The organism is Bradyrhizobium sp. AZCC 2289 (genome assembly GCF_036924615.1).
GTDB lineage: Bacteria > Pseudomonadota > Alphaproteobacteria > Rhizobiales > Xanthobacteraceae > Bradyrhizobium.
Genome location: NZ_JAZHRY010000001.1, coordinates 8,039,153 through 8,064,984, shown reverse-complemented (window position 1 = coordinate 8,064,984; position 25,832 = coordinate 8,039,153). Strand labels below are relative to the sequence as shown.

The following is a 25,832-nucleotide window of genomic DNA, read 5'->3' as shown; positions in this document are numbered from 1 at the left end:
GAACAGCAAGGCCCGAGATGACCTGGTCGATCATCGCCTGCGATAGCGCTACCGGCCGTTTCGGCATCGCGGTCGCGACGCGTTTTTTCGCGGTCGGCGCCCGCGTGCCGCATGTCGCTGCCGGACACGGCGCCGTCGCGACCCAGGCGCTGGTCAATCCCTATTACGGCATCGACGGCGTGAAATTGCTGCGCGAGGGGCGCGAATCCTGCGACATCGTCAAGACCCTGATCGCGGCCGACGGCGGCCGCGAGAGCCGGCAATTGCACGTCATGGATGCGAAGGGCCGCATCGCTGCGTTCACCGGCAAGGAGTGCATCGACTGGTGCGGGCATATTCAGGGCGACGGCTTTTCGATTGCGGGAAATATGCTGGCGGGTGCAGCCGTGCTGGATGACACTGCGAAAGCCTATGCCGCGAATGCCAGCCTGCCCTTCGCCCGGCGGCTGATCGCAGCGATGCGGGCCGGCGAAGCCGCCGGCGGCGACAAGCGCGGCAAGCAATCGGCGGCGCTGCTGATCCACGGCGAGGAAGAATGGTCCGATCTCGACCTGCGCGTCGACGACCATGCCGATCCGCTTGCCGAGCTGGAGCGGCTTGAACAAGTCAGCCGCGAGCGCTGGGTGCATTTCCGCCAATTTCTCCCGACCCGCAAAAATCCGGCCGGTGTGACCGACCGCGAGACCATCGACGCCGGGATCAACGCCGCGATTGCGAGTCAGGGATGACGGCGAGCCCGCTGATCGAAATCGAGGGATTGCGCGTCATCTTCCATGGCGATGACGGCCGTTCGACGCACGCGGTCGATTGCGTCGATCTCAGCGTCGCCAACGGCGCGACACTGGGGCTGGTCGGCGAATCCGGCTGCGGCAAGAGCGTGACCTCGCTCGCGATCATGGGGCTGCTGTCAAAATACTCCGCCGAAGTCTCCGGCTCGATCCGGTTCGACGGCTTCGATCTGCTCGACGTCCCCGACCAGACGCTGCGCGACCTCCGCGGCAATCGGCTGGCGATGATCTTTCAGGAACCGATGACCTCGCTCAACCCGAGCTTTACCGTCGGCGACCAGATCATCGAGACCATTCTGCGCCATCGCGGCGGAACGCGGCGCCAGGCCCGCGAGCGCGCGATCGAGCTGTTGCGCCGCGTCCATATCCCCTCGCCGGAAAAGCGCATCGATGAATATCCGCACAAGCTTTCCGGCGGCATGCGCCAGCGCGTGATGATCGCGATGGCGCTGGCCTGCGATCCCAGGCTTCTGATCGCAGACGAGCCGACCACCGCACTCGACGTCACGCTGCAGGCGCAGATTCTCGATCTGATGCGCGAATTGAAAGCCGCAAGCGGGGCCGCGATCATCCTGATCACCCACGATCTCGGCGTCGTCGCCGAAGTCTGCGACGAGGTCGCCGTGATGTATGCCGGCGAAATCGTGGAACGCGCGCCGGTGGACGAATTGTTCGCCAACCCGCAGCATCCCTACACCGTCGGCCTGCTCGGCTCGATCCCGCGGCTCGACCGCCGCGCCTCGCATCTGGCGACCATCGAGGGTATGGTGCCGAACATGGCCAATCCGCCATCCGGCTGCCGCTTTGCCGCGCGCTGTCCGTTCGTCAGCGACATCTGCCTCGCCGCGCCGCCACCGCTGGCGTTGCTGAGCCCAAGTCACGCGTCGCGCTGCGTCCGGGCCCCACTGGAGAGGCTGGTGTCGTGACCGCACTCCTCTCCCATCTCGTGCCCCGGGCGCGGTGCAGCACAGGCGTAGCGCAGTGGTGCACCGCTGAACCGGGGCCTAACTTTGATGCCGAGAAGAATGGGCCCGGGTTCTGCGGAGCAGCGTTTCACGCTGCACCGCGCCCGGGACACGAGAACTTCGGAGCGCGAAAATGACCGCTCTGCTCGAAGTCGAAGGCCTGGTTAAACATTTCGTCGCCGATCGTTCGGTGTTCGGCCGGCCGACCGCTCACATCAAGGCCGTCGATGGCGTCAGCTTTTCGGTCGATGCCGGCAAGACGCTGGCGCTGGTCGGCGAGTCCGGCTGCGGCAAGTCCACGGTGAGCCGGCTGGTACTGCGGCTGATCGAGCCCGATGCCGGCACGGTTCGCTTCGAGGGGCGCGATCTGCTCGCATTGGACGCCAACCAATTGCGTATCTTCCGCCGGGATGCGCAGATCATCTTTCAGGACCCCTATGCCTCGCTCAATCCGCGCATGACGGTCAGCCAGATCCTGACCGAGCCCCTGGCGCTGCATGACCTGGTGCCGACGCCGCGCCGCCGCGAGCGGGTCGAGGAATTGCTGCGGCTGGTCGGGCTCGAGCCGCGCTTTGCGCGCCGCTATCCGCATGAATTCTCCGGCGGCCAGCGCCAGCGCATCGCGATCGCCCGGGCGCTGGCGGTCGAGCCGAAACTGATCATCTGCGACGAGCCGGTATCGGCGCTCGACGTCTCGATCCGCTCGCAAATCCTGAACCTGCTGCGCGACCTGCAGGACCGGCTCGGCCTCGCCTACATCTTCGTCTCGCACGATCTGGCTGTCGTGAAACACATCGCCGACCGGGTCGCGGTGATGAATCTCGGCACCATCGTCGAGATCGCCGAGGCGCAAGCGCTGTTCGCCGCTCCAATGCACCCCTATAGCCGCGCGCTATTGTCGGCGATCCCGGTACCCAAGCCACGGGCCAAACGCAGCCGCATCGTGCTGCAGGGCGAGATGCCGAGCGCGCTCCGTCCGCCGCCGGGCTGCCGCTTCCACACCCGCTGCCCGTATGCGATTGAGCGCTGCCGCGTCGAGGTGCCGCAACTGCTCGCCGACAGCACGGGACACGCAACGGCCTGTCACCGCACGGCGGAACTGCCGCCACCCGAGAGCATCGTTCCAGCCGATGGCGGCTTTTCGCCGACGCTGGAAAAATTGGTTGCCGCGTTCAGCGGTGGTGCGGAAGGGCCGGCTCGGGCCGGGGTTGATATAGTCGGGACGTAATCCAAGAGGACATGGGGACAGAGCGATGAAAATCCTGCGTTTGGCAGTGACGGCGGCGGCCTTGCTGCTGTCGTTCGAGGCAAATGTTCAAGCCCAGACCACGCTGCGCATCGGGCTTGCCGAAGACCCTGATATCCTCGACCCGACGCTGGCGCGCACCTATGTCGGCCGCATCGTATTTGCTGCGTTTTGCGACAAGCTGTTCGACATCGACGAAAAGCTCAACATCGTGCCGCAGCTCGCGCTGTCGCATGAGACCTCGGCCGACGGCAAGGAGGTCACGATCAAGCTGCGGCCGGGCGTGAAATTCCAGGACGGCGAGCCGCTGGACGCCGCGGCTGCGAAATTCTCGCTCGATCGCCACCTGACGATGCCGACGTCGTTTCGCAAGCCGGAGCTTGCCGCCGTCGACCACATCGACGTCGTCGATCCCCTGACCATCAAGATCGTATTGAAGACGCCGTATTCGCCGCTGGTCGCGCAACTCACCGATCGCGCGGGGATGATGGTCTCGCCGAAAGCGGCGAAGGAGGAAGGCGACAAGTTCGGGCTGCATCCGGTTTGCGCCGGCCCCTACAAATTCGTCGAGCGCGTGCAGCAGGACCGCATCGTGTTCGAAAAATTCGCCGACTACTGGAACAAGGACAACATCCACATCGACCGCATCGTCTATCTGCCGCTGGTGGATGCGACGGTCCGCCTCGCCAATCTGAAATCCGGCGGCCTCGATCTGATCGAACGCCTGCTGGCGACCGACATCAAGGCGGTGCAGGCGGATCCGAAACTCAAATTATCCAGCGCGATCGAACTCGGCTATCAAGGCGTGACCTTGAACGTCGGCAAGGACAAGGCCAAGGGACCGCTCAGCCAGTCCGCCAAGGTGCGCCAGGCGCTCGATCTCTCGATCGATCGCGAGGCCATCAACCAGGTCGTATTCAACGGCGAGTTCAAACCCGGCAATCAATGGGTCAATCCCGATCATCCTTACTACCAGAAATCCTTCCCGGTGCGCGGGCGCGACGTCGCCAAGGCCAAGGCGCTATTGAAGGAAGCAGGCGTGACCGCGCCGGTCAGCGTCGACTTCATGGTGCCGAAGGGCGCCGAAACCGAAGCCGTCGCGCAGGTGATCCAGTCGATGGCGGCGGAGACCGGTTTCGACATGAAGATCAGGGTCACCGAGTTCGCGACGTCGCTGAAGCAGGCCGAGGCCGGCGAATACCAGGCCTATATGCTGGCGTGGAGCGGGCGCATCGATCCGGACGGCAATTCCTACATCTTCCTCAAAACCGAAGCGCCGCAGAACTACAGCGCCTGGTCGAATCCCGATGCCGACAAGGCGCTCGACGACGGCCGCCTGGTCACCGATCAGGCGCAGCGCAAGGCGATCTATGAAAAGCTGACGAAGGCCGCGCTCGACGAGGAGCCGATCCTCTACATCTTTCACCGCAAGATACTGATCGCGCATACCACGAGGCTGGAGGGCTACAAGCAGATGCCCGACGGCCTGGTGCGCGTGGTCGGGCTGAAGCTGAAGTGAGCATGGCTGCGCCCGGGACACGAGCCGTACCATGCTGAACTTCCTCGCACGGCGTATTGTCCAGTTGATCCCGACACTGTTCTTCGTGTCGATCCTGATCTTTTCGCTGCAGCATCTATTGCCCGGCGATCCCGCGCTGATCATGGCCGGCGAGGAGCGCGATCCCGCGGTCATCGAGCAAATCCGGCAGCAGTACCGGCTCGATCGGCCGGTGCCGGTCCAGTATGTCTACTGGGTCAAGGGCGTATTGTCCGGCGACTTCGGCGAGTCCTTGCGCATCAAGGTGCCGGTGCGCGAATTGATCGCGCAAAAACTGCCTGTGACCATGCAACTGGCGGCGATGGCGATCGTGATCGCGTTCCTGATCGGCATCCCTGCCGGCATCGTGTCGGCGGTAAAGAAGGGTACGGCCTGGGACTACGGCGCCAATCTGTTCGCGCTGTGGGGACTCTCGACGCCGAATTTCTGGCTCGGCATCATGCTGATCTTCCTGTTCTCGATCGAACTCGGCTGGTTGCCGGCCTCGGGCTATGTGCCGCTCAGCGAAAACTGGCGCGCCAGCCTCGCCTCCACCATCATGCCCGCTTTCGTGCTGGGCAATGCGATCGCCGCGATCCTGATGCGGCATACTCGCAGCGCCATGCTGCAGGTGCTGGAAAGCGATTACGTCCGCACCGCCCGCGCCAAGGGTCTTTCCGAGCGCTCGGTGATCCTCAAGCACGCCATGCGCAACGCGCTGACGCCGGTGATCACGCTCGGCGCGCTCGAACTCGGCACGCTGTTGTCCGGCGCGGTGCTGACCGAGCAGATCTTTTCGATTCCAGGTTTTGGCAAGCTGATCGTCGACGCCGTGTTCAACCGCGATTATGCGGTCGTGCAGGGCGTGGTACTGGTGACGGCGACGATCTACATCACGCTGAATTTGATCGCCGATATCGCCTATATCCTGGTCAATCCGCGGCTGAGGGCTTGAACGGCATGACCGACGCCGCGCTCAACATTCCCATTGCGGTCTCCGAGGAACTGGAGAGCCCGACACGGCGCGCGCTGCGCCGGCTGTTCCAGCGCAAGGGCGCGGTGGTCGGCCTGATCGTGATCGCGACGTTCATCCTGCTGGCGTTGTTTGCGCCCTTGATCGTGCCCTATGACCCGATCGCGACCAGCTGGTCGCTGGTGCGCAAGCCGCCGTCGGCTTTGCATTGGTTCGGCACCGACGATCTCGGCCGCGACATTCTGGGCCGCGTCATCTACGGCGCGCGGGCGTCACTGGTGGCGGGCGCGATCTCGGTCGGGATTGCGCTTTCCATCGGTGTTCCCCTCGGATTGCTGTCGGGCTATCGCGGCGGCTTCATCGACGCCCTGATCAGCCGCATCACCGATGCGATGCTGGCGGTCCCGTTCCTGATCCTCGCCATCGCGCTGGCGGCGTTTTTAGGTCCCAGCCTCGGCAACGCCATGATCGCGATCGGCGTTTCCGCCACGCCGATCTTCATCCGGCTGACCCGCGGCCAGGCGATGAGCGTCAAGGTCGAGGACTATGTCGAGGCCGCACGCGCGATGGGCAACCCACGCTGGCGCATCGCGCTGTTCCACATCCTGCCCAACATCATGCCGGCGCTGCTGGTGCAGGCGACGCTGTCGATCGCGGCCGCCATCATCGCCGAAGCCGCGCTGTCGTTCCTTGGCCTAGGCCAGCAGCCGCCGCAGCCGTCCTGGGGCAGCATGCTCAATGCCGCGCAGCGCTTCCTGACCAACGCACCCTGGATGGCGCTGTGGCCGGGGCTTGCGATCTTCCTGGTGGTGCTGTCGTTCAATTTGGTCGGCGACGGCCTGCGCGACGCGCTCGACCCAAGGGAGCGGTAGACGTCGGCCCCAGCCGTCATTGCGAGCCAACGGGTCGCGCGAATGCGCGCCCGATGACAGGCTCCGCGAAGCAATCCATAGTGCAACAAAAGCATGGATTGCTTCGTCGCTTCGCTCCTCGCAATGACGAAGAAGAAGGCTAATTCACTAAATCACCATCTCCCGCGCCACCCTGCGGCAATCCATCTCGTATTCGAGATCGATCACCGGCGGGCGGGCGAAGTGCCAGGTCAATCCGGAGCGCGTCGCGCCGCGGCGCACCAGTTCGTCAACCATGACGGGATGGAAGTCGTGCACGGTGTAGGCCTGCGCCGCCGTGGTGTCGTTCCAGCCGAAGCCGAACTCGGCGAGGCGGCCCTCCATCTCTGCGGTCGTGAACCTCACCTTTTCCTTCAAGCCGTCCGGACTGAGATCGCGGTAGCGCACGATGCGCTCGGGATAGCTCCCGGCGCCGCCGCGCGCTTCGGCGCTGCCGGCGATGACGAAGGACGGCGACGTGCCCGAACCCGGGCGCGTGAACGAGAACGCGTAAAACGACGGCTCGGCGGGCGGATCGATCTCGGGACAGACATTGCTGCGCGCCACCGGGTTGGTGGTCCCATCGAACAGGCCCCATTCCGCCAGCGTCTTGACGTAATGCTGGTTGAAGGCGCGAAAGCCGTCCTCGGTAAACGCCGCGGGCGAGCGCAGTTCGCAGGCGCAGAACGACGTCAGCGGCCGCCCCGCCGCCTGAATATATGTCGCGATCTGCGCAAAGCCCTCGGCCAGGGCTACCGGTTTGTCGAAGCGCACGCGCTCGATTTCAAAGCCGGGTTCGGCGACGGCGCCGCTCGAATACTGAAACACGGCCGGAATGAACCGGTAATTCCCGGCCGGAAAATCGCGCGTCATGTCCGTTCCCCAGATCTTGTTCTTCGTATCTCGTTATTCCAGCTGCATGCGGACGCCCTTGGCGCCGTTCAATAGCCGCTTCAGATGAAAGCCGGCGAGCGCATCGTCGGCATGCAGCCCGACCAGCGCCGCAAAGGCCGGCATCGCCGTGGCATCGCCGGCCTCGAGCTTGGCGAAGGCATCGGAATATTGCGATGTCGCGGGCTCCGCGAACACCGCCTCCGGCAACGGTTCGTAGGCGCGCAGCGGCTCGCTGCGGCCGCGCAGCATGAGATCGCCGACCGGCCGTCCGCGAAAATCCCCGGCGGCGTCGGCCACCACGGCGCTGACGCAGATCCGGGTACCCAGGAACTTGTTGGCGGCCTCGAGCCGTGCCGCGGTGTTGATGGTGTCGCCATAGGCGGTGTAGTCGAAGAACCGGCTGCCGCCGAAATTCCCGACCAGTGCGGGTCCGGCGTGAACGCCGATCCGGGTGGCGCCGAAATTCACGCCCTTCGCCTTCCAGCGTTCGCGGAACGCCTGGGCCCAGATGTCGAGATCATGCGCGCAGGCGATCGCGCGCCTGGCATAATCCGGCTGGTCTCCCGGCGCGTTGAACAGAATCTGGATCGCATCGCCGATGATTTTGGCGACTGTCCCCTCATGGGCGAACACGACATCGGTCATCCCGCCGACATATTCGTTGAGCAGCGCGCCCAGCACTTCAGCTGCTGCAGTCTCCACCAGCGAGGTAAAACCGGTGATGTCGGTGAAGATGACCGCGACGTCGCGCCAATGCACCTCCATGCCGTCGGCTTCGCCCTCGCACGCGAGGCGGCTTGCGATCTGCGGCGAGAAATACCGCGACAGCGAGGCATGGGCGCGCTCGGCCTCGGCCTGGCGGCGGCGCGCCTCGCGCATCATCTCGACATGGCGAATGGTCTTGTCGATCGTCGTTTCAAGATCGCCGAAATCGATCGGCTTGGTCAGGAAGTCGAACGCGCCGCGGTTCATTGCGGTGCGGATGTTGCTCATGTCGCCATAGGCGGAAACGATGACGGTCGATTTCTTGTCCTCGGCCTCCTGCAGTCTCGCGAGCAGCGACAGCCCGTCCATCCGCGGCATGTTGATATCGGACACCACCATGTCGACATGCGGATGCTGCTCGATCGATGCCAGCGCCTCGATCCCGTCATGGGCGAACATAAAGGCCACCGTACCGTCGCGGATCTGCCGACGGAACTTTTGCAGTACCAGAGCCTCGAGATCGGGCTCGTCATCGACGAAGAGGATGGTTGCGGTCATGCGGCTTGCCCGAGCCTGGTATCGATCTCGTGGCGCAGCAACGCGAAATCGATCGGCTTGGTCAACAGACCCACCGCGCCGCGCTCGATCGCCTTGCGCCGCGTCTCGGCGTCGCCATAGGCGGTGATCATGATCACGGGCACGTCGGGCCGTTCGGCGCGCACCTTCGGCAGCATTTCAAGGCCGCTCATGCCGGGCATATTGATGTCAGACAGGATCAGGATCAGCGACGGGTCACGAATTTCCGCGGCACGCAGCAAGGCCGCGGGCGCCGACGGAGCAAACTCCATCGTGAAGCGCCCGGACTTGAGATCGCGCCGGAATTGCTGGCGAAACAAGGCTTCGACATCGGGCTCGTCATCGACGACGAGTATGTAAACGCTCAATTCTTGCCTCCAATATATTTGAGCACGATCTTTCCCGAAAACCGGTTTCCACTTTTCGCTAACGCGGCCCTTCGGGTCATGCCTTGGCTTGTGCCGCCCCGGTTCGGGGCAGCGTAATGATGAATTCGGTAAATACGCCAGGTTCGGTATCGACGTCGATTGTGCCGCCGTGCTGTTTCACCACGATGTCGTGGCTCATCGACAGGCCAAGCCCGGTTCCCTCGCCCGCGGGCTTGGTGGTGAAGAAGGGATTGAACATTTTCTCCTTCACCTCCAAGGGGATACCGGTGCCATTGTCGCGAATCCGGATTTCGACCTTGGCGCCCAGGCTTTTGGTCGACGCCTTCAATGTCGGCTCGAAGGTTTCGTCGCCGGCTCCCTTGCGCTTGGTCGCGGCGTAGAAACCGTTCGAAATCAGGTTGAGGAAGACGCGCGTGATTTCCTGCGGGTAGAGATCGACCATCCCGGCTGCGGGATCGAGGTCGCGCTCAAGCTTGATGTTGAATCCGGATTTTTCCGCGCGCGCGCCGTGGTAGGCGAGATTGAGGCTCTCCTCGACGATCGCGTTGATGTCGGCCGGGCGGTGCTCACCCGATCCCTCGCGCGAATGCAGCAGCATGTTCTTGACGATCGAATCGGCGCGCTTGCCGTGCTGAACCACCTTTTCCAGATTGCCCTTCAGCATATGCGTCAGTTCGTCGATCTCCTCGCGCGTCTTGTCGTCGAGCGAAGCGTCCTTGAGCAGATCGTTCAGTTCGTCGATCAATTCACCCGACAGCGCCGAGAAATTGTTGACGAAATTGAGCGGATTCTTGATTTCATGCGCGATGCCGGCGGTGAGCTGGCCGAGCGAGGCGAGTTTTTCGGTCTGCACCAGGCGGTCCTGCGCGGTGCGCAGGTCTTCCAGCGAGAGCGACAGCTCCTTGGTGCGCTCCTGCACCTGTTCGAACAGGCGCACATTCTCGATGGCGATGACGGCCTGGTCGGCAAAGGTCTGGACGAGATCGATCTGGCGCTGGCTGAAGTGTCCGGGCGTGGGCCGTCCCAGCAGCAGCACGCCTTCGACCGCGCCGTCGCGCATCAAAGGCACCGCGAGCACCGCCCGGTAGAGCCCGAGCGCAGGCGCCTGAGCAAAATTATACTCAGCGTCGGCCTGTACGTCCGGCACGTGGGCGGGCTTGCCCTCCATGAAGACCCGGCCGGTGATCGTTTCACGGCCGGGCTTGATCGGGTTGGCGTGCATGAAATCAATGAAGGCCTGCGAGCAGCCCGATTCGGCCTGCAGCCGCATCACCTCGCCGTCGCGCAGGCAGATGATGCCAAGCGAAGCGCCGCATAGCGCCTTGGCTGATTCCGTCAGCGTGGTGAGCACAGACTTGAGGTCGAACGCCGAGCGGCTGATGACTTTGAGCACGTCGGCGGTTGCGGTCTGCTGTTGCAGCGATTCGGTGAGATCGTCGGTACGTTCGCGCAATTCCCGAAGCAGCCTCGTGTTCTCGATGGCGATCACCCCCTGACTGGCGAAGCTCGTGACCAGATCGATCTGCTTATCGGAAAATGGATGAACGATCTGCCGGAACATCGCGATCGCACCGCTAAGATTGGCGTCCTTGATCATCGGCACAAGCAAGATGGTCCGCGCGCCGCCGAGTTCGGCTAATTCCACGATCGGTGGAAAACCACTCAGGTAGGCTGGCTCCTTGGTGACATCCGCGACGTGAACAAGTTGTCGGGTCGCAACGAGCCGCCCCAATGGATCGATGGGCGGTGGGCATACGACCGAATTACGTGAAAAGGTTTCCGCAAAAGCCGGCGGCAGGTCGGTAGTCGATACGCAACGGAAACCGCCATTTTCATACAGGAACAAGTTGCCGAATTTGGCGTCGCAAATGCGGGTCGCTCGGTCCAGGATGGTCTGGAACACCGGATTCAAGTCGCCCGGCGAACGACTGATGACTTGCAGGACCTCGGAGGTTGCGGTCTGGTGCTGTAGGGATTCGCTCAACTCCGCGGTGCGCTGATCCACCTTGTTCTCGAGGTCTGTATAGGATTCCTGCAAGCGTGAGCCCATGTCGTTGAACTGGTTGGCGAGGCCTTCCAGTTCGTCGCCGGTTTTGATCGAGATGCGCTGGGCGAAATCGCCGCCGCCGATCCGCTCCGCGCCGGCCCGCAACGCCTGGATCGGGCCGACCATGCGCCGGGCCAGGAATATCCCGGCGAGCACGGCGAAGATCGATGCCATCAGCAGCACCACCGCAAGGCGCTGCAGCGCCTGGTACAGCGACGCATAGGCTTCCTTGACCGGCAGTTCGACGAACATGGTCCATTTAAGCGGCAAGATCGGCGCGGAGGCCGTCAGCACCTCTTGCCCTTGAATGTTCAGCGCGCCCTGCAACGGGTCCACGCCATCCGGATTTCCCGACATTGCAGCCTGCACCTGCGCGAGCTTAGACATGTCGGTGTTGCGCAGCACCAGGCTGATGTCGGGATGCGCGATCAGGCGGCCCTGCGAGCCCACCACATAGGCGTGGCCCTTCTCGCCGACCTTGATCTGCGAGACCACATCCCAGATCAGCTTCAGATTGACCTCGGCGATGCTGACGCCGGCGTCCTTGCGGGTGCCGGCCAGCGACAGCGTCATGTAAGGCTCGGATTCGCGGCGGAAATAGACCGGCCCGTAATAGACCTTGTTGGCGACGGCCTCGGTAAATTTCGGGTCCTTGGAGAGGTCGACGCCGGAGTCGACGACGTCCATGGCCAGGCGCGAAACCCGCAAGCGCTCCTTGCCGCTCGAATCGATCTGCGACAGTTCGGTAATGGCCGGCACCTGCCGCAACAGCCGCAGCGCATCGAACCGACGGTCCTGCAGCGACCCGGCCGACCAGGGCAATTGGGTGGTCCAGCCGAGCTGGCTTTCGATTTCCTTGATGAACTGGCTGATCTTGGCCGCCGCGGCCTCGGCCTGCTCGTGCTGAATCCGGATCAGGGCCAGCTTGTGCTCGCGGTAGTAGAAGAAAACCTCGAAAATCCCGTTGGAAAGCAATGCAACGCCCACCACCGCGACGAACAGCGCGACGTATTTGGTGAACAGCCGGCTGCGGATCTTGGTGCCCGTCGGTCCCGATGCAGGCGGCACGGCCGCCGCCGGCGATGCCGCCAGCGTCCGGCCTTCCGGCGTATCGGGATGCAGTGAAATGCTCATCCCGCCCTGTCTAGCAAGAACGCAGGAATTTGTCTCTTGCCGCAGTGCGGTAGGGTTTATACAGCCGCGGCGGCCGAAGCCGCCGCTGGATCCTCAACGCTATTGGGCTTGCGGCCTCAGGTCGGCTTCAGCGCCGTCCGGCCGAGATCGAATTCCTCGATCTCCTTGGTGCGGTCGGACTCGGCATGGGCCCGGTGATCGGTCGCGATCGTCACATAGACCGCGGGCAGCACGAACAGCGTAAACAGCGTGCCGATCGACATGCCCGAGACGACCACGAGCCCGATCGAGAACCGGCTTGCGGCGCCGGCGCCCGACGCGGTCAGGAGCGGAATCAATCCGGTGACCATCGCCGCCGTCGTCATCAGGATCGGACGAAGCCGGATGCGGGCCGACATCTCGATCGCCGAACGCCGGTCGAGGCCTTCGTTGAGCTGCAACTCATTGGCGAATTCCACCATCAGGATGCCGTGCTTGGTGATGAGACCCACCAGCGTCAGCAATCCCACCTGGGTGTAGATGTTCATCGTCGCCACGCCGAAGAACAGCGGGATCAGCGCGCCGACGATCGCCATGGGAACGCTGATCATGATCACCAGCGGATCGCGCAGACTCTCGAACTGCGCTGCCAGCACCAGGAAGATGATGATCAACGCAAAGCCGAAGGTGATCGCGAGCTGGTTGCCTTCCTGCACATACTGGCGGGAGTCGGCGAGATAGTCGTGGCTGAAGCCCGACGGCATCTTCTTGGCCTCGCCTTCGAGGAAGTCGACGGCCTGGCCCACGGTGACGCCCGGCATCGGGACCGCCTGGAAGGTCGCGGAGTTGAGCTGGTTATAATGCGTCAGCGCATTCGGATCAGTTCCGGTCTCGATCGACACGATGGTCGAGATCGGCACCAGTTGCCCGGTGTTGGTCGGCACGTAATAGCCGCCGAGCGATTCCGGCGACAGCCGCAGGCTACGTGGCACCTGCGGGATCACCTGGTACGACCGACCCTCGAGGTTGAAGCGGTTGACGTAATTGCCGCCTAGCAGCGTCGCCAGCGTATTGCCGACCTGCTGCATGTTGATGCCGAGGTTGCTCGCCTTGGAGCGGTCGACCTTGATCCGCACCACCGGCTGATTAAAGTCGAGGTCGCTGTCGGAGACTATGAACAACCCGCTCTTGCGCGCGGCCGCCTTCAGCTTGTCCATCTGTTCATAGACGGCCTGGAAGCCCGCGGTGGTATTGATGACCATCTGCACCGGCAAGCCGCCCGGCCCGCCCGGCAGCGGCGGCAGGTTGAAGGCGAACGCGTTGACGCCTTCGATCTTGGAGAGTTCCGCCTGCACCAGCGGCTTCAGCTTGATCGACGAGCGGGTGCGCTCATCCCACGACGTGAGCAGCATGCCGGCGATCCCGCCCTGCGGACCGTTGATGCCGTTCAGAACGAAGCGAAGGTCGGTTTCCGGAAACTTCTGGAACTGCTTGTCGAGCTTTTCGCCGTAGTAATCGATATAGTCGATGTTGGCGTATTTCGGCGCCTTGGTCACAGCAAACACGATGCCTTGGTCCTCTTCCGGCGCGAGCTCCTTGGACGTGTGCATGTAAAGGAAGCCGACGAGGCCAAGGATCGTCAGCGCGAACAACCCGGTGATCGGACGATAATCGAGCGAGCGGTCGAGCTTGCGGCCGTACCAGCGCGTCATGGCGCCGAACACCTTGTTGACGATCCTGGCGAACCGGCCCTCTTCGGTATTCTTGAGCAGGACCGAGCACATCATCGGCGACAGCGTCAGCGCGATCACGCCCGACACGATCACGGAGCCCGCGAGCGTGAAGGCGAATTCGCGGAACAACGAACCGGTGAGACCGCCGAGGAAGCCGATCGGCGCGTACACCGCGGCCAGCGTGATCGTCATCGAGATCACGGGACCGACGATTTCGCGCGCGCCCTGCAGCGACGCCTGTACCGGTGATTTGCCCTCCTCCAGATGGCGGTGGATATTCTCCACCACCACGATGGCGTCGTCGACCACGAGTCCGATCGCCAGCACCATCGCCAGCAAGGTCAGCAGATTGATGCTGAAGCCCATGATCAGCATCAGGCTGCAGACGCCGACCAGCGACAGCGGAATCGTGACCACGGGAATGACGACCGAGCGGAACGAGGCCAGGAACAGGAAGATCACGACGACGACAATGAGCACGGCTTCGCCGAGCGTCTTCTCCACTTCGTTGATCGATGACTGGATGAATTTGGTGGAATCGTAGGCCACCTTCATCTTCATCGACGGCGGCAGGTTGCGTTCCATCTCAGGAAACAGCGCGCGAACGCCCTTCACCAGTGTCAGCGGGTTGCCCTGCGGCGTCGCCTTGATACCGATGAAGATCGCGTGCTCGCCGTTGAACGCAACGCTCGCATCCGTGCTCTGCGCAGCAAGTTCGACAGAGGCGATATCCTCGATCCGCACGAAGCCGCCGTCCTGCGACTTGACGATCATGCGCTTGAACTCGTCGAGGTTGCGCAGGTCGGTGTTGGTCGAGACGTTGGAGACGATGAAGTAACCCTTGGCCTGACCGGCGGCAGCCTGGAAGTTGTTGGCAGCGATCGCAGCCGCAACGTCATTCGGCGACACCCCCCGTCCCGCCATCCTGACCGGGTCGAGCCACAGCCGCATCGCGAAGGTCTGGCCGCCGAGAATGTCGGCCGACGCCACGCCGTCGACCGTCGATAACACGGGCTGTACCACGCGCGTCAGATAGTCCGAGATCGCCGAACCCGAGAGCTCCTCGCTCGAGAAGCCGAGATACATCACGGCAATGGTATCGCCGGTGGTCTTGCTGACGATCGGATCGTTGGATTCCTTGGGGATCAGGTATCTAACCGAGTTCACCTTGGCGAGAACCTCGGTCAGCGCCTGGTTCGGATCGAAGTTCAGCTTGACGAAAACCTGGATCGTAGAGGTGCCGAGCACCGAGGAAGAGGTGATGTAGTCGATGCCTTCGGCGGAGGCGACCGCCTGTTCGATCGGCGTCGTGATGAAGCCCTGAATCATATCCGCCGCCGCGCCGGGATAGACTGTCGTGACGGTCACGACCGTATTCGACAGTTTCGGATATTGCCGGATCGGCAGCGTGGTCGCTGCCCGCAGACCGATCAACAGGATCAGCAGGCTGACGACGACCGAGAGAACCGGACGCTTGATGAAGAGATCGGTAAAAGCCATCGCGACAGTCTCTCGTTATCAATAGCGCGGCGGCTGCGCGGGGATGGGCGGGGGCGGATCGGCGGAGATCGTCACGGCCGCGCCCGACTGCAGCTTGAGTTGGCCGACAGCAACAACCCGGTCTCCGGTCTTCAGGCCCTTGAGAATTTCAGCCCGTCCGTCGAGGCGATTACCGGTCTGGACGAAGGTGCGCACAGCCGTCAAGCTGGTCTTGCCATCGTCTTCCTTCTTCTCGGTGATCAGATAGACCGAGTCACCATAGAGCGTGTAGTCCACCGCCGTTTCGGGAACGGTGACGACCGCCGGCTTGTCCGGCAGCACCACGGTGGTGGTGGTGAACATGCCGGGCTTGAGAATATGATCGGGATTGGTAATCGTCGCCTGGACGCGAATGTTGCGCGTGTCGGTCGCGACCTGCGGCTCGATGGTGCTGATCTTGCCCTCGAACTTGCGGCCCGGATAGGCGTCGACAGCGATCCGAACGATCTGTCCGACCTTGAGTGCGGCGCTGCCCTTTTCCGTCACGGTGAAGTTCGCATAGAGCTCGGATAGATCGGTCAAGGAGACGATCTGGGTGCCCGCGGTCAGATACTGACCGACCTCGACCTTGCGAACGCCGAGCTCGCCGTCGAACGGCGCGCGCACCAGCTTCTGCGAGATCAGAGCCTCGGTCTTGGCAATGCCGGCCTGGGCCTGGTCGAACGCCGCCTGCGCAGAATCGACGGTCGCCTGCGGACCGAACTGGCGCGAGGCCAGCTGCTTGGCGCGGTCGAGCGAAAGCTGCGCCACCGTCGCCTGCGCCTTGAAGTTGGCGAGGTCGCCCTGATCCGGCGCGTCGAACAACTGAATCAACGGCGTGCCCGATTTCACGCTGGCACCCGGAGTGAACATGATGTCGGTGATGCGCCCGCTGACATCGGAGGTGACGTTGACCTGGTGCACGGCGGCGAGATCGCCGACCGCGATCAAGAGGTTGGGAATCACTTCGGTTTTGGCCTCGGCAATGCTGACGGAGGCCGGCGGCGGCTTCATGTTGGCGAAGTATTTCGCCATCCCGTAGCTGCGTAACGCATTGAAACCGACCAGACCGCCCACCAGCAGCGCCAGCAACAGTCCGACGATGATAAACCAGCGCACCATCCGGATCGGACGCTTGCGCGATTTTTCGCCAATCGGCTCGCCCGAGATATGGCTTTCGGTCACGATGTTCATGTCATGCACTTTCTGCGGTTACCGATTGTCCCGAATTCGGCGCCAGCTCGCGATCCAGGTGAAAAGCAATTGCGGCCTCGTTAAGCCCGATTCCGCGGAGGATGAATTGGCAAAGCTGCCGTTCGAGGCCAGCGGCATTGCCGTAGGAAAGACAGGGCACGGCGGGAAGCCGCGCCAGCGCCGCCATCAGCACGGTGTGATGGGCGAACCAGAACAGGTTGAGCGGCGCGTTGCCGATCGGTGAGGCATCGCCTGTCGCGATCGCGCTTTCGAGCGATGCGGTGAACACCGACCCAATCAGATCCTCGATCTTGCCGTAGAGCAACCGCGCGAACTCGCCGTCGTCGAGATGACTGGTCGCCATCAGGCGAATGCGTTGCGCTTCCTGTTCGTCCGGACCATCGGCGATCTGCATGAAATGGCCGACCATGCCCTCGACCAGCTCGACCAGCGTCGCGGTCGACGGCTCCTGGCCGAGCAGATGCACCAGATCCGGGTCGGCCTCGCACTCTTCCGCGAGGATTTCGGCGTAAAGCGCCGCCTTGGAGGGAAAATGCTTGAACAGCAGCCCTTCCGATATGGCCGCCGCCGCCGCGACGCTCTTGGTCGTGGTTCCGGCAAAGCCATTTCGGGCGAAGCATCGCTTGGCGGCGCCCAGGATCAATTGCCGCCGTAAATCACTGGTCATGCGCAGGGTAGACATGGAACGTGAGTAATCACTCACCAAGGTGAATGTCAAGAAATATGGCAACGCAGCGGGCGAATTCCGGTACACAGCGGCGTAAAAATCACACCCTCATCTCTTTGTTTAAACGTCAGTTTTCCGAAAATCTAACCCTCACCATTTTCACTCGGATCGGCTTGCGAGCCCCGCGCGCCGCTTGTGGTCTCGGCCGGGCGTCGTGGTCATATCGCCCGGCATCATCGCTTCAATCCGAGTTGACGCCGGCTCGGGAACAGCATTTAAGATAGTTGCAGGTGCGACTAATTTTGGTGGTCGTTCATTTGTCCGTCTTCACGAAGAGTGACAGGCATGAATTCAGACGCGCGCGAGCTGGCGGCCGGTTTCGACCTTGAGAAACTGACACCGGAGTTCTACGCCAACCCCTACCCGACCTATCGGGCCCTGCGCGAGCACGAGCCGGTCAAGCGCCTGCCGAACGGTTCCTGGTTTCTGACCCGCTATGACGATCTGGTCTCGGCCTACAAGAGCACCAAGGTGTTCTCATCCGACAAGAAGAAGGAGTTTGCGCCGAAATACGGCGCCTCCCTGCTCTACGAGCACCACACCACCAGCCTCGTCTTCAACGATCCGCCCGCCCACACCCGCGTGCGGCGGCTGATCATGGGCGCGCTGTCGCCGCGCGCGATCGCGGCGATGGAGCCCGACCTGATCGCCTTGGTGGACCGCCTGCTCGATGGCCTCGCCGCCAAAGGCCAAGTCGAGGGCAGTGTCGACCTGATCGACGATTTTGCTTCCGCGATCCCCATTGAAGTGATCGGCAATTTGCTCGATGTCCCCCACGACGAACGCGAGCCCTTGCGCGACTGGTCGCTGGCGATTTTGGGCGCGCTCGAACCCGTCGTCAGCCCGGACGCCTTTGCCCGCGGCAATTTGGCGGTGAAGGACTTTCTCGCCTATCTCGAAGGCCTGGTCGAAAAGCGGCGCGCCAAGCCGGGAAATCCCCTCAACGACGTGCTGACGCGGCTGATCCAGGGTGAAGACAATGGCGAGCGGCTGACCGAGAAGGAATTGCTGCACAATTGCATCTTCCTGCTCAACGCCGGCCACGAGACCACGACCAATCTGATCGGCAACGGGCTGGTGGCGCTATTGGATCATCCCGCCGAGAAGCAACGGCTGATCGAACACCCCGAACTGATCAAGACCGCGGTGGAGGAAATGCTGCGGTTCGAAAGCTCGAACCAGCTCGGCAACCGCATGACCGTGGAGCCGGTCGAACTCGGCGGCGTCACGCTGCCCGCGGGCACGCCGGTGACGCTGTGCATCGGCGCCGCCAACCGCGATCCCCTGCAATTCCCCGATCCGGAGCGTCTCGACATCGGCCGCACCCCGAACCGCCACCTCGCCTTCGGCACCGGCGCGCATCAATGCGCCGGGATGGCGCTGGCACGGCTCGAAGGCGCGATCGCGATCTCGCATTTTTTGGCGCGGTTTCCGGAGTATAAGCTGAACGGCGAACCCGTGCGCGGCGGCCGGGTGCGATTTCGCGGGTTTTTGAAAGTGCCATGTGTGGCCAGCTAATGCTGCATCAATCTCGTCATCACCGATGAATGAAGTCTGATCCCATGGACACCGATCAATTGCGCGATCGCTTGGCCGATCCCCTGCTGACGGCCCTCACCATTCTGCTCGTCGCCATGCTGTTTGTCGTGGCCCCGCTGCAGGCGCAGGGCATTTTCGCGTTTCAGGTGTTCGAACTGGTGCTGGCCCTGTTTCTTGTCGGCGGCGTGTTCTTCATGTCGGGCAGCCGATGGGCGGTGATCGCGATGCTGGTCGCGCTCGGCATGATCGTCACCGGTGCCGTCCTGCGCATCCGATCACCCTCGATCCTCGACCTCAATTTGTTCGCGGCGTCCTGGCTGATCATGGGAGTGACGATGGGGTGGGTCGTCGCGCGTGCGACCTTTGCCCCGGGACGAATCACCTATCACCGCGTCATCGGCGCCGTGCTCTTGTACCTGACGGTCGCCGTCGTCTTCGCAAGCCTGTACACCTTTGTCGGAACGCTGGAGCCGCAGGCATTTTCCGGCATGATCGTCGAAGACAGCCCGGCGCTGGCGAGCCGGCTGATTTATTTCAGTTTCGCGACGATGACCACTACCGGCTATGGCGACGTTGCTCCCGTCGACCCGATCGCGCGCAGCCTCTGTAATCTGGAGGCGATCTTTGGCCAGCTTTATCCCGCGACGCTATTGGCACGGCTGGTGACGCTCGAACTGGCGCACCGGGAGAAGGATTGACGCCCAACCATGGTCGGGACTAGCGAGCCGGGCCATGCGACTTGCCCGTTCGGCGCGGCGCCCTGCGACCAGGGAATATTTGCAATTTGGTCGACATCAATCCTTCCCAGCGGCCGGGCCGATGCCCAAGTGATTCATAGCGTGATTGATGGCGTCGTGGCTGGCGCTGTTCCGAGCGCTTTGGTCGCGCCGGCGCGGCCTGCCAGGGGAGTGACGAAAGATGAATCGATCGGTCACTGACCTCCTCGCCACCGAAGCCTGCCTGGGCACCTACAATTACGAGCCGATCGGGGTCGTGGTGTCGCGCGGCGAAGGCGTCTTTGTGTGGGATACGGAAGGCAACCGCTATCTCGATTGCCTCTCCGCCTATTCGGCGGTCAACCAGGGCCATTGCCATCCCAAGATCCTGGCGGCGATGGTGCAACAGGCCGGCCGGCTGACGCTGACCTCGCGCGCCTTCCACAACGACCAGCTGGCGCCGTTCTACGAAGAACTCGCGCAGTTGACCGGCTCGCACAAGGTGCTGCCGATGAACAGCGGCGCCGAAGCGGTCGAGAGCGCGATCAAGTCGGTGCGCAAATGGGGCTACGTGATCAAGGGCGTGCCTGACGGGCAAGCCGAGATCATCGTCTGCGCCAACAATTTCCACGGCCGCACGCTCGGCATCGTCGGCTTCTCTACCGATCCTGAGACGCGCAAGCATTTTGGACCGTTCGCGCCCGGCTTCAAGATCATCGCATTCGGCGACGCTGACGCGCTGGAAGCGGCGATCACGCCAAACACCGTCGCCTTCCTGGTCGAGCCAATTCAGGGCGAGGCCGGCGTCATCATTCCACCGACGGGCTATTTTGCGCGGGTACGCGAGCTCTGCACCGCGCATGACGTGATGCTGATCCTCGACGAGATCCAGACCGGGCTCGGCCGCACCGGCAAGCTGCTCGCCGAGCAGCATGAAGGCATCGAGGCGGATGTGACGCTGCTCGGCAAGGCGCTGTCCGGCGGCTTCTATCCGGTCTCGGCGGTGCTTTCCAACAACGACGTGTTGGGTACGCTGAGGCCCGGCCAGCACGGTTCGACCTTCGGCGGCAACCCGCTCGCCTGCGCGGTGGCGCGGGCCGCGCTGCGCGTACTGGTCGAGGAAGGCATGATCGAGAATGCAGCCGCGCAAGGCGTGCGTTTCCTCGACGGCCTCAAGACAATCCGCGCCAACACCGTCCGCGAGGTGCGCGGGCGCGGATTGATGCTGGCGATCGAGCTTCACCCCGAAGCCGGCCGCGCCCGCCGCTATTGCGAGGCGCTGCAGGCGCGGGGCCTGCTCGCCAAGGACACCCATGAACACACCATCCGCATCGCCCCGCCGCTGGTGATCACAAGCGATCAGGTCGACTGGGCGCTGGAGAGGATCGATGCGACGCTGAAGCAGGATTTGTCATGACGATGGTGCACGACCGCCGTCGCAGCCGCCGATTCTCTTGAGCGAATTGGGTTCAGCCGTTCCCCTGCGGCGTAAAATCGCAACGCCGCAATCGCCGGCGGGCGAACGATTCTTGCGCTCTCGCGTTAAGTTCGGTGGGCGACCGGACCTACCGGGGAGCAACGATCGTGCTTCCACGTGGCGCTTGCTTTGCAGCGTTCCTTGTTGGTGTCTCCGTGATCGCGGCGAGCGTCGGCGCGCACGCCCAGCAGAAAGGTCATGGACCGCCTGCGGCGGCCGCCCGGCCCGCCGGACCGCCAGCCGCAGCATTTCATCCAGCCGCGCCGCCGGCAATGGCACGGCCGGCCGCACCGGCATTCCATTCCGCTCCCCTACAGCGTCCAGCCATGGCGGCGCCGCGCCCGATGCCTCACTTCGCTGCACCGCCACACGTGGCTGCACCGCGCGTTGCAGCTCCGCGGCCTGAGTTCCATCGTGGTCCGGCGGCGCTGCCGCAGCGTCCGGCCATGACGCGGCGGCCGGAGCCCCACATCGCCGCACCATCGCGCCCCAACACAGCGCCCGCTGTGAGCGCGCGGCAGTCGCGACAGGAACAGCGCGCGCAACAGCGTGAGCAGAACATCCAGCAGCGACAGCAAATCGTGCAGCAACGTCAGCGCGAGACGCTTTCGCGCCAAACTGTGGAGCGTCAGACCCGTATCGATCGCCTGCAGCAGCGCGTGCAGCAATTGCAGTCGCAGAAGCCGCAAGGCGCGCGGGCGCAACGCCAGCAAGAGCGATTGCTGCAGGCGCAGAACCGCCTGCTCGAGCGTGAGCAGCATGCGCAGCAGAGTGATCTGGCGCGCCAGAAGCAGTTGGGACTGCAGTCTCCCGCGGCTGGGCGAACCGCCGCGGCAGCTGCCGCCGTACAGGCCGCCGAACGCGGGCGGTTTGCCGCGCGCTTCCGCGGCAATGCCAACCCGCAGGCCCAGGCGGCGCTCACCGTCCGACAGCACGGCTGGGCTCCCCGCTTCGCCTGGCGGCGCGGCCTCCACGCGGCGTTCGTGCCATGGCTTGGCCCGGTGTTCTGGCCCTATGCCTATTCCGACATCTTCGATTACACGTTCTGGCCTTACGCCTACGACCCCGGCTATTGGGCGTACGCCTATGATGACTTTTTCGACACGGTATTCTGGGGCGACGAAGGTCCGTATGCCGCCTACGCCATGCTTGGCCCGGAGCCCGGCGGCGAAGGATACGCTTCGCGCGCACGCCAACGGCCAAGCGCGAGCGCGCAGACCCTGCGGCAATTGTGCGGCGATCCCGACAAGGGCGTCACCGCCTGGCCGCTTGCGTCGATCACGCGGGCGGTGCGGCCGACGCCCGAGCAGCGCGCCTTGCTGGATGAATTGAGGGCGGCCGCGGCAAAGGCGGCCGATGTGTTCAAGCAATCCTGCGCCGATACCTATGCGATGACGCCACCCGGCCGCCTGCGGGCGATGACGAACCGCATCAGCGCGACGCTCGAGGCGGTGCGGATCGTGCGGCCGGCACTGGAGAAGTTCTATAATTCGCTAAGCGACGAGCAACAGGCCCGCTTCAACGCGCTTGGTCCTCATGTCGGTGAGCGTCCGCCGCAGCAACCGTCGCAGGATGCGAATGCGCAGTCCGAAAGCTGCGGCCAGCCTAAGTCCAGCCTGACCCAGCTGCCGATCGAGCGGATCGACGCCGTGGTGCGCCCGGCCGGCAAGCAAAAGGAAGCGCTCGACCGCCTGAGCTCGGCGACCAGGAAGGCCGTTCAGGGATTGCAGGCGGCCTGCCCGGACGAGGTGCCGCTGACGCCGGTCGGGCGGCTGCAGGCGATGCAGAAGCGGCTCGAGGCCATGGTGGAGGCGGCGAACAGGGTGCAGCCCGCGCTCGACGAGTTCTATGCCGAACTGAGCAGCGAGCAGAAGGCCCGCTTCAACACGCTGCAGCAGGTCGCAAGCCCCTGACCTAATCCGAAGAACGCATGTCGCAGTTTACGAACTCAGGAGATTCGACATGACCACCAGATTCGACATGACCATCGAGGACATCGCGGTACCGGCCGGCTTGGCTGTCCTGTTCTGCTGGACCTATATCTTGCTGCCGCTGGCGTTTTACCACGGCTGACGCGTGCCTTTGCCGACCGGGCGTTGGAGAAGATCGGAGCCGCCTTGAAACAGGATTTTTCGTGGGCCGCGACCTGCGGCCGCTACCGCGCAAGTTCAGTTCGGCTTCTTTTCCATTCGATAGACCCGGTTGTTCAATCCAAACAGCGCCGTGCCGGCGTTGACGAAATGAAAATCGATGGCGCCGTCGCATCCGGTCTCAATTGTCGGGATCTTCTTGTCGGTAAAACCCAGCGCCGTGGCCTGCTTGCCTGGATCGGTCAATCCGCCCTGAAACAGCATGTCGGGCGCATATTGCTTGATCGCGTAATGCGGGTTTTTGCACCCCAGCGGAGGCGGCGCGTCGATCCGGTCGGCGCGGAACGTGACGGCGTGGCCGATCAACGCCTTCAGGTCCGTGGCCACAGGTTTTTCCCTGGGCTCGGCCCAAGGCGCCGGCTCCGACGTCATGATGGTCCAGATCCCCTGATAATCCAGCGTGGCCGCGTGGGCCGCGCCGGCCGACCACGCCATGAGCACGATACCGATGAAGCGTGAAAGCCATCCCGTGAAAGCGGCCATTTCAATCTCCGTTGAGATCCAGACTAGTCGCGTCCGGGAGTGATGAGGTTCATTCAGCCACCGGCCGCGGGACATTTCGCGCCGCTCAAACCACCGTCCGGTGCCGTTCGATGCAGGTCTGCAAAACCTCACCCATTGGCCTGCCCCACCAATCGCTGGAAAAAATCTCGATCTCGGAATAGCCGGCGAAGCCCTGCGCTTCGACCGCCGCGCGCACCGATTTGATGTCGATGACGCCGTCCCCCATCATGCCGCGGTCGTTGAGGATGTCCTTGGTCGGCACCAGCCAGTCGCAGACATGGAACGCGAGCAGGCGATCCTTGCCGGTGCGGGCGATCTGCGGCAGCATCTCGGGATCCCACCAGATGTGATAGACGTCAAGCGCGACGCCGAGCGCGCCTGATCGTTGCGGGTCCAGCGCGTCGCAAAGATCGAGCGCCTGCTTGGTCGTGTTCACACAGGCGCGGTCGGCGGCATAGGCCGGATGCAGCGGCTCGATCGCCAGCGGCATTTTTGCCTGTCTGGCGTAGTCCAGCATTTCGGCCAGGCCGTCATGCACCTGCGCCCGCGCCGCCAAAATATCCTTTGAGGCGCTGCTGCCGGGCCGCGAATATTGCGGCAGGCCGCCGGCGACCAGCACGATGCAGGGTGCGCCCAGTGCCTTGGCCTCATCGATCGTGCGGCGATTGTCGTCGCGCACCGCGATCCGGTGCGCGGCGTCGGCCGTGAACATGCCGCCGCGGCAATAGCCTGATAGTTCAAGCCCGGCGTCGCGCACGGCGCGCACCGTGCGGTCGAGCCCGATCGCTGCGATCTGGTCGCGCCAGGGATCGATGGCGCGGATGCCATGGCGGGCGCAGGCATCGATGATTTGCGTGAGATCGCCCTGCTGGCGGATAGTCGCCGTGTTCAGCGACAGCCAGCGATGATCGCTCGAAAAATCCCGCATCAGGATTCAACGCCGCGGGTGGAAAGCCAATTCTTCATCCGCCGTGTCGCCAGCTCCGGGTTGGCGAGCAGGCCAGCCTTGTCGGCGAGACGAAACAGTTCGGCCAGATGCAGGGTCGAGCGCGTGCTCTCCTGCCCGCCGACCATGGTGAAGTGATCCTGATGGCCGTTGAGCCAGGCCATGAACACGATGCCGGTCTTGTAGAACCGGGTCGGCGCCTCGAAGATGTGGCGCGACAGCGGCACCGTCGGCCCCAACACGTCGTGGAAACCGGCCGCGTCACCGGCCGCCAACCGCGACAGCGCATAGGACGCCGCCGGCGCGATGGCATCGAAGATGCCGAGCAGCGCGTGCGAAAAGCCCTTGTCGTCGCCGGCGATCAGTTCGGCATAATTGAAGTCGTCGCCGGTATACATTTTGACAGATTTGTTGAGCCGGCGGCGCATGTCGATCTCGCGCTGCTTGTCGAGCAGCGAGACTTTTACGCCGTCGATCTTGGCGGCGTTGGCATTGATGATGCCGACCGCGATGTCCATCGCGGTATCGAGGCTGGGCGTGCCCCAGTAATTCCTGAGCGCCGGATCGAACATGTCGCCGAGCCAGTGGATGATCACGGGCTCGCGGACCTGCGACAGCACGCGGTTATAGACCTTTGCGTAATCGTCGGCGTTGCGGCCGAGCTTTGCGAGCGCGCGCGAGGCCATCAGGATGATCCGGCCGCCGGCTTTTTCGACCGCCGCGATCTGCTCCTCATAGGCTGATATCACGTCGTCGATACTTTTGGCGTCTTCGACCGCGAGATGGTCGGTGCCGGCGCCGGAGAACACCAGCGCGTTGCCTCTGGTCTTGGCGGCCTGCACCGAGCGCTGGATCAGTTCCAGCGAGGTCGGCCAGTCGAGCCCCATGCCGCGCTGCGCGGTGTCCATCGCTTCGGCAACCCCGAGGCCGAGGTCCCAGACATGTTCGCGGAACGCAATCGTCCGGTCCCAGTCGACCGCCGCCGTCAGCCACGGGTCGCACTCGGCCAAGGGATCGGCCACCACATGCGCGGCGGAGAACGCGACGCGGTTGAGCGTGCCTTCAAGTTTGGCCGGAAAGGTCCGCGAGGCCGCCAATCGATAGGTCTCGATCGAACGATCCGCATTCGGCAGTTTTAGCGACAGCGACGAGACGGGCAAAACGGGCTTGTTCATGGCCCTCTC

21 protein-coding genes are annotated in these 25,832 nt (G+C 63.5%); 10 read left to right on the top strand and 11 right to left on the bottom strand.

Features of this window, described 5'->3' with window-relative positions; translation table 11 throughout:
• Positions 1–17: 17 nt before the first annotated feature.
• The 6 genes from V1289_RS38005 (at position 18) to V1289_RS37980 (ending at position 6,381) form a co-directional block, all read left to right on the top strand.
• Complete coding sequence (locus tag V1289_RS38005) at positions 18–728, top strand: DUF1028 domain-containing protein (protein ID WP_334404014.1); 711 nt, start codon at positions 18–20, stop codon at positions 726–728.
• Positions 725–1,714, top strand: a complete 990-nt coding sequence (locus V1289_RS38000) for an ABC transporter ATP-binding protein (RefSeq protein ID WP_309183603.1) — start codon at positions 725–727, stop codon at positions 1,712–1,714. The genes V1289_RS38005 and V1289_RS38000 overlap by 4 nt, the downstream gene beginning before the upstream one ends.
• Positions 1,715–1,886: 172 nt before the next feature.
• A complete protein-coding gene (locus tag V1289_RS37995; RefSeq protein ID WP_334404011.1) occupies positions 1,887–2,981 on the top strand; it encodes an ABC transporter ATP-binding protein in 1,095 nt (364 codons plus the stop codon).
• 25 nt (positions 2,982–3,006) lie between these two features.
• A complete protein-coding gene (locus V1289_RS37990; RefSeq protein ID WP_334404009.1) occupies positions 3,007–4,518 on the top strand; it encodes an ABC transporter substrate-binding protein in 1,512 nt (503 codons plus the stop codon).
• 31 nt (positions 4,519–4,549) lie between these two features.
• Positions 4,550–5,491, top strand: coding sequence for an ABC transporter permease (locus V1289_RS37985; protein ID WP_334404007.1), 942 nt, complete (start codon positions 4,550–4,552; stop codon positions 5,489–5,491).
• Positions 5,492–5,496: 5 nt separating this feature from the next.
• Complete coding sequence (locus tag V1289_RS37980; protein ID WP_334404005.1) at positions 5,497–6,381, top strand: ABC transporter permease; 885 nt, start codon at positions 5,497–5,499, stop codon at positions 6,379–6,381.
• A gap of 147 nt (positions 6,382–6,528) precedes the next feature.
• Here V1289_RS37980 and cnbZ read toward each other — a convergent pair whose 3' ends face one another.
• The 7 genes from cnbZ to V1289_RS37945 form a co-directional block, all read right to left on the bottom strand.
• Positions 6,529–7,272 (bottom strand): 2-amino-5-chloromuconate deaminase CnbZ, encoded by a 744-nt coding sequence (cnbZ, locus tag V1289_RS37975; protein ID WP_334404003.1) that lies wholly within the window; start codon positions 7,270–7,272, stop codon positions 6,529–6,531.
• A gap of 33 nt (positions 7,273–7,305) precedes the next feature.
• Positions 7,306–8,556, bottom strand: a complete 1,251-nt coding sequence (locus V1289_RS37970) for an adenylate/guanylate cyclase domain-containing protein (RefSeq protein WP_334404002.1) — start codon at positions 8,554–8,556, stop codon at positions 7,306–7,308.
• Positions 8,553–8,942 carry a response regulator gene (locus V1289_RS37965; protein WP_334404001.1) on the bottom strand — a complete coding sequence of 130 codons (390 nt, stop codon included), beginning with the start codon at positions 8,940–8,942 and terminating at the stop codon, positions 8,553–8,555. The genes V1289_RS37970 and V1289_RS37965 overlap by 4 nt, the downstream gene beginning before the upstream one ends.
• A gap of 76 nt (positions 8,943–9,018) precedes the next feature.
• On the bottom strand, positions 9,019–12,144 hold the full coding sequence (locus V1289_RS37960; RefSeq protein ID WP_334403999.1) for a GAF domain-containing protein: 3,126 nt from the start codon (positions 12,142–12,144) through the stop codon (positions 9,019–9,021).
• A gap of 116 nt (positions 12,145–12,260) precedes the next feature.
• Positions 12,261–15,356 (bottom strand): MexW/MexI family multidrug efflux RND transporter permease subunit, encoded by a 3,096-nt coding sequence (locus V1289_RS37955; protein ID WP_334403997.1) that lies wholly within the window; start codon positions 15,354–15,356, stop codon positions 12,261–12,263.
• Positions 15,357–15,374: 18 nt separating this feature from the next.
• Positions 15,375–16,568 carry an efflux RND transporter periplasmic adaptor subunit gene (locus tag V1289_RS37950; protein WP_334403995.1) on the bottom strand — a complete coding sequence of 398 codons (1,194 nt, stop codon included), beginning with the start codon at positions 16,566–16,568 and terminating at the stop codon, positions 15,375–15,377.
• 1 nt (position 16,569) lies between these two features.
• Positions 16,570–17,271 (bottom strand): TetR/AcrR family transcriptional regulator, encoded by a 702-nt coding sequence (locus V1289_RS37945; protein ID WP_334403993.1) that lies wholly within the window; start codon positions 17,269–17,271, stop codon positions 16,570–16,572.
• Between the two features lie 330 nt (positions 17,272–17,601).
• Between V1289_RS37945 and V1289_RS37940 the strand changes: the two genes are divergently transcribed.
• From V1289_RS37940 to rocD, 3 genes are all read left to right on the top strand, one after another.
• Complete coding sequence (locus V1289_RS37940; RefSeq protein WP_334403991.1) at positions 17,602–18,834, top strand: cytochrome P450; 1,233 nt, start codon at positions 17,602–17,604, stop codon at positions 18,832–18,834.
• 44 nt (positions 18,835–18,878) lie between these two features.
• Positions 18,879–19,553 carry an ion channel gene (locus tag V1289_RS37935; RefSeq protein WP_334403989.1) on the top strand — a complete coding sequence of 225 codons (675 nt, stop codon included), beginning with the start codon at positions 18,879–18,881 and terminating at the stop codon, positions 19,551–19,553.
• Positions 19,554–19,773: 220 nt separating this feature from the next.
• Complete coding sequence (rocD, locus tag V1289_RS37930; protein ID WP_334403987.1) at positions 19,774–20,988, top strand: ornithine--oxo-acid transaminase; 1,215 nt, start codon at positions 19,774–19,776, stop codon at positions 20,986–20,988.
• 371 nt (positions 20,989–21,359) lie between these two features.
• Here the strand turns inward: rocD and V1289_RS37925 are convergent, their stop codons facing one another.
• Positions 21,360–21,983, bottom strand: a complete 624-nt coding sequence (locus V1289_RS37925; protein WP_334403985.1) for a hypothetical protein — start codon at positions 21,981–21,983, stop codon at positions 21,360–21,362.
• 48 nt (positions 21,984–22,031) lie between these two features.
• On the opposite strand from V1289_RS37925, the gene V1289_RS37920 reads away from it, so the two are divergent.
• The gene (locus tag V1289_RS37920) at positions 22,032–22,961 is read left to right on the top strand and encodes a Spy/CpxP family protein refolding chaperone (RefSeq protein WP_334403983.1); all 930 of its coding nucleotides are present in this window, start codon (positions 22,032–22,034) and stop codon (positions 22,959–22,961) included.
• A 255-nt stretch (positions 22,962–23,216) separates the two neighbouring features.
• On the opposite strand, the gene V1289_RS37915 is transcribed toward V1289_RS37920, so the two are convergent.
• The 3 genes from V1289_RS37915 to V1289_RS37905 form a co-directional block, all read right to left on the bottom strand.
• The gene (locus V1289_RS37915; protein WP_334403981.1) at positions 23,217–23,681 is read right to left on the bottom strand and encodes a hypothetical protein; all 465 of its coding nucleotides are present in this window, start codon (positions 23,679–23,681) and stop codon (positions 23,217–23,219) included.
• Between the two features lie 85 nt (positions 23,682–23,766).
• Positions 23,767–24,630 (bottom strand): sugar phosphate isomerase/epimerase family protein, encoded by an 864-nt coding sequence (locus tag V1289_RS37910; RefSeq protein ID WP_334403979.1) that lies wholly within the window; start codon positions 24,628–24,630, stop codon positions 23,767–23,769.
• Complete coding sequence (locus V1289_RS37905) at positions 24,630–25,823, bottom strand: dihydrodipicolinate synthase family protein (protein WP_334403977.1); 1,194 nt, start codon at positions 25,821–25,823, stop codon at positions 24,630–24,632. The genes V1289_RS37910 and V1289_RS37905 overlap by 1 nt, the downstream gene beginning before the upstream one ends.
• Positions 25,824–25,832 lie beyond the last annotated feature (9 nt).